General features: G+C 67.1%; 5 protein-coding genes. All 5 read left to right on the top strand.

Annotation, left to right across the window (positions count from 1 at the left end):
* A partial coding sequence (locus tag VG320_RS04570) for a CpaF family protein (protein ID WP_327198959.1) occupies positions 1-957 on the top strand: 957 nt, incomplete at its 5' end.
* Positions 950-2,053 (top strand): type II secretion system F family protein, encoded by a 1,104-nt coding sequence (locus VG320_RS04565; protein WP_327198958.1) that lies wholly within the window; start codon positions 950-952, stop codon positions 2,051-2,053. The genes VG320_RS04570 and VG320_RS04565, both read left to right, overlap by 8 nt.
* Positions 2,050-3,075, top strand: a complete 1,026-nt coding sequence (locus VG320_RS04560; RefSeq protein ID WP_327198957.1) for a type II secretion system F family protein — start codon at positions 2,050-2,052, stop codon at positions 3,073-3,075. Before VG320_RS04565 ends, VG320_RS04560 begins: the two co-directional genes overlap by 4 nt.
* Positions 3,076-3,115: 40 nt before the next feature.
* Positions 3,116-3,997 carry a pilus assembly protein gene (locus tag VG320_RS04555; protein WP_327198956.1) on the top strand — a complete coding sequence of 294 codons (882 nt, stop codon included), beginning with the start codon at positions 3,116-3,118 and terminating at the stop codon, positions 3,995-3,997.
* Positions 3,998-4,089: 92 nt separating this feature from the next.
* Positions 4,090-4,328 (top strand): DUF3613 domain-containing protein (locus tag VG320_RS04550; RefSeq protein ID WP_327198955.1); only part of this gene is annotated, 239 nt, incomplete at its 3' end.

The following is a 4,328-nucleotide window of genomic DNA, read 5'->3' as shown; positions in this document are numbered from 1 at the left end:
AACGCCCACTTGCTGCGGATCGTGCGACGCATTCTCGCGCCGATCGGTCGTCGCCTGGACGAGTCGAATCCGATGGTCGATGCGCGCCTGCCCGACGGCGGCCGCATCAACGTCGTGATCGAGCCGCTGTCGCTGGCCGGGCCGATCGTCTCCATCCGCAAGTTCCGCAAGGACCCGCTGCGTCCCGACGATCTGGTGAGCAACGGCACCTTTGGTACTGAAATTGGCGCGCTGTTCGAAGCGGCCGTGCAGGCGCGCTGCAATATCCTGGTGTCGGGGGGCACGAGTTCGGGCAAGACCTCGCTGCTCAACGCGCTCGCGTTCTACATCCCCGATGTCGAGCGCGTGGTGACGATCGAGGACACGGCCGAGCTTTCGCTGAACCACCCGCATGTGGTGCGGCTCGAAAGCCGCCCTGGCGGCTTCGACGGCACGGGCGTGGTGACGATCCGCGACCTCTTGCGCAACACGCTGCGTATGCGTCCCGACCGCATCATCGTGGGCGAAGTGCGCGGCGGCGAAGTGCTCGAAATGCTGCAGGCGATGAACACCGGCCATGATGGTTCGATGGCGACGGTGCACGCGTCGTCGCCGCGCGAGTGTCTTTATCGGCTTGAAATGCTGGCCGGCTTCGCAGGTTTTCAGGGCACCGAAAACAGCCTGCGCCGCCAGATCGCCAACGCGATCGACTTCATCGTGCAGATCGGGCGCTTGTCCAACGGCCGCCGCCGGATTCTTTCGGTAACCGAAGTAACCGGGCTCGCGGACAACATCATCGCCACCCAGGAGTTGTATCGCTACGAGCCGTCCACGACGCCCGACGGCGAAGAACTCGACCGCTGGGATTCGCTCGGCATCCATCCGCATTCGCCGAAGCTCGCGCGCTTCCGCCAGGCCGTGTCGGCGTCGTCGAATTTTGGCTTCGGCGGCGGGCGTGACGGAGGATTCAATGTCTAGCATGCTTGCGCTCGCCGTGGGGCTCGCGCTGCTGTGCGCGGGCGCCGGGCTGATGCTCTGGCAACGCGCGCAGCAGCGCACGTCGCGCGAGCGGGTGTCGCGCTTCGTCGACAGCCGTGTGGCGGCCGCGAGCCAGGGTGCGCCTGCGGCCGCGCTCGGCGCGGGTGGTTTCGGTGGAGCAGTCGCACCGGGTATTCAAGCTCCGAAGGGGCACGCGCAGAAGAACGAGGCGGTACGTGCGGCGTTCGTGGGCGGCAATACGGCGACACGCGGCGGTGCTGCGCCGGCCGGCGGGGCTGCGGCTGCTGCGAACGCCGCACCGGCGACGGCGTTGCAGCGCTGGCGGCTGCGTCTGTCGCTCGCGTTCCAGCACACCTTGAGCCGTGCGGGGATCGTCGATGCGCGCAAGCCGCTGGCCTTCATCGGCTTTGTTGCGTTCGCGCTCACACTGTGGGCGTTCATACTCGGCGGGGCGGCGGCGGCCATCGCGATGCTGGCGGTCGTGACGGCGTTTGTCGCCTTTGCACTTTCGTTGCGCATGCAACGACGTCGCGCGCGGCTCGTGATACAACTGCCGTCGTTTCTGGACGGCATCGTGCGCCTGATCGTGCTCGGCAATAGCGTGCCGGCGGCGTTTCAGGCGGCGCTCGTGACGACTGAAGCGCCGCTGCGCGAATGTCTCGATCACGTCTCGCGCATGCTGCGCTCAGGCGTCGAAATCGACCGCGCGCTGCATCAGGTGTCGCAGGTCTATCAGGCCAGGGAGCTCGAACTCGTGGGCGCGGTGCTGCGCCTGTCTGTGCGTTACGGCGGCCGCGCCGACGTGATGCTGGAACGCATGGCGACCTTCATGCGCGACCTGGAGCAGGCGCAGCGGGAACTGACTGCCATGTCGGCGGAAACGCGGCTTTCCGCCTGGGTGCTCGCGCTGCTGCCGATCGCCATTGCCGGCTTTCTGATCTTGACGAACCCGGTGTATTTCGGGTCGATGTGGAATGACACCGGCGGACGCAAGCTGGTCTATCTGGCGGCGGGTCTGCAGGTGGGCGGCGCGTTCTTTCTGCATCGTCTCACGCGGCTCAAGGGGGCGATATGAACCCGCACGCCCTCGAGGTGCTCGCCCTGTTGCTGGCCGCGCTCGGCGTCGCGCTGCTGGCGGCGCTGGCCTGCCAGCGCATCGTGGTGGCGCGCAAGAGCACGCGCACGCTCGAACAGGCGATGGCGCGCACGGTCCAGGCGGCGGCAACGGGCGCTGCGGCCAATGCGGGCCGCTCCGCGCAGGGCGGCAACGCCGCGTCGTCCGCGAACACCAGCACCGATACACTACCTGGCGCGCGCAAGCGATCAGGATTCCCAGGCATGTTTGACGCGCTTGGCGCATTAGGCGTGCGCTGGCTCGACACGCCAGTCGGCAAGCTGATTGTCGCCGACGAGGACCGGCGCCTGATCGAACAATGCGGCTATGTCGATCCGCGCGCGCGCGGCATGTATTGCGTCGTCCGGCTGGGCTGCGCATTGGTCGTCGCCGGCCTTGGCATCTGGTATGCCCTTGCGAGCGACTCGAAGCCGGTGGGCTTCGGCGCGATCGGTTTGCTGGTGGGTTTTTTTGTGCCGAAATTTTTCGTGGTGCGGCGGGCGCATTCGCGTCTGGAGTCCGTCGCCGACGAACTGCCGATGCTCGTCGATCTGCTGCGTCTGCTGCAAGGCGTCGGGCTGTCGCTTGACCAGAGCCTGCAGGTGCTGATCAACGAATTCCGTATGGTGCTGCCGGTGCTGGCGGGCGAGATGGAGATCGCGCAGCGCCAGTTCGTGACGGGCCGCACGCGCGAGCAATCGTTGCAACGCATGGCCTCGATTTACGAGAACGAGGATCTGCGCGCCGTCATCCGCCTGCTCGTGCAGGTCGACAAGCACGGCGGCGCGGTGCAGGAGCCGCTCAAACAGTTCGGCGACCGGCTGCGCGACGTGCGCCGCGCTACGCTGCGCGAGCGCATCGGCAAGCTCACGGTGCGCATGACCGGCGTGATGGTGGTGACGCTGTTGCCCGCGCTTCTGATCGTCACCGCGGGGCCCGGCATGATCGCCGTGATGCACTCGCTTTCGCAGATTCATCGTTGAGGCTCAACGTCGGAATGCCATGAATACGGCCGGAATCGTCATGAAGAATTTCACTGTCCTCGCCCGCCACACGCTTGCCGTTGCCGGCTGCGTGAGCCTCGCGAGTGTGCTGGCCGCATGCGGAACGCAGCAAGGTTATGGCGTCGGCGCGCAGGCCCAGGCTGAAATGCAGATGCGCGCGGCGACCAGCAAGGATACGGCGCCGGATACGCCGGGCATGTATCTCGGGCTGATTTCGCGCATGCAGGCCGAAGGGCTTTACTACGCATCGCTTGCGCACATCGACGCATTCGAGCGCCAGTACGGCAAGACGCCGGATTCGATCGTGCTGCGCGCGGACGCGTTGCGCGTGACTGGTCAGACGAGCGCCAGCGCGGCGGCCTACGCGCAATTGCTCGACACGCCGCTCGCCGCGCGCGGGCATCGCGGCCTGGGGCTGCTTGCGGGCGCGGCGGGCGACTTTCATAAGGCCGCGCAGGAATTGAGCGCGGCCTCGGTGCTGGACCCGACCGACGCGACCACGCTGTCCGATCTCGGTTACGCACTGCTGCGTGACGGCGATGTGGCGCATGCGCGCGTGCCCTTGCTCAAGGCGCTCGAACTCGATCCGCACAACGCGAAGATCGTCGCGAACGTGGCGCTGCTGTTCGAGGCGAGCGGCAGCGACGCCGACGCGCAGTCGATGATGGCGCAGCAAGGCCTGCCCGCCGCCGCGCGTGCGGCGGTCATGAGCGATGCGCAGAAGGTGCGCGACGTGCAGCGCGCGCGCGAAGTTGCGCAGCACCGCGAAACGATGGAGCAGGAAGCACAGCGTGTCGCGAAGATCGCGGCCATGCCGGTGCCGCGCGCGCTGGCGAGTTCGCAGGGAGGCTGGCCTGGAAGCGACGTGCAGCCGCGTCTGGTGGACCGTTTCGCGCAATGACGATGGGCGCGCGGCGACACGCCCGCGCCATACGGGGAAAGAGCAGGGGAAGAAGGGGAGCGACGATGAAAACAAACCACACTGAGAATACGATGACCACGGCACGTTCACGCAAGGCGACGCTGGCGGGCGTGGCGCTTGCCGGCGTGTTGATCGGTGCGCTGGCGATGGCGCCAACGGCCCATGCGCAGGACACCGGCGTGCCGAATACCGAAATCGGCCATTCGACCCAGGCGTGGCTCGAACTCCAGCGCAGCAACGCGCAGGCCGCGCCCGAACTGCCGATGCTCGGCGCCGAGGCGGGCTACGCCTGGCATCGCTACATGAAGTC

The sequence above is a fragment of the Paraburkholderia sp. genome, from assembly GCF_035948235.1.
Classification (GTDB): Bacteria; Pseudomonadota; Gammaproteobacteria; order Burkholderiales; family Burkholderiaceae; genus Paraburkholderia.
Note: the sequence above shows the minus strand (reverse complement) of the source record. Positions and strands in the feature narration are given on the sequence as shown.

Excerpts from the sequence above, each read along its gene's own strand:
- VG320_RS04555 (WP_327198956.1), top strand. The coding sequence starts at position 3,116 with ATGAAGAATTTCACTGTCCTCGCCCGCCACACGCTTGCCGTTGCCGGC.
- VG320_RS04560 (WP_327198957.1), top strand. The coding sequence starts at position 2,050 with ATGAACCCGCACGCCCTCGAGGTGCTCGCCCTGTTGCTGGCCGCGCTC.
- VG320_RS04565 (WP_327198958.1), top strand. The coding sequence starts at position 950 with ATGTCTAGCATGCTTGCGCTCGCCGTGGGGCTCGCGCTGCTGTGCGCG.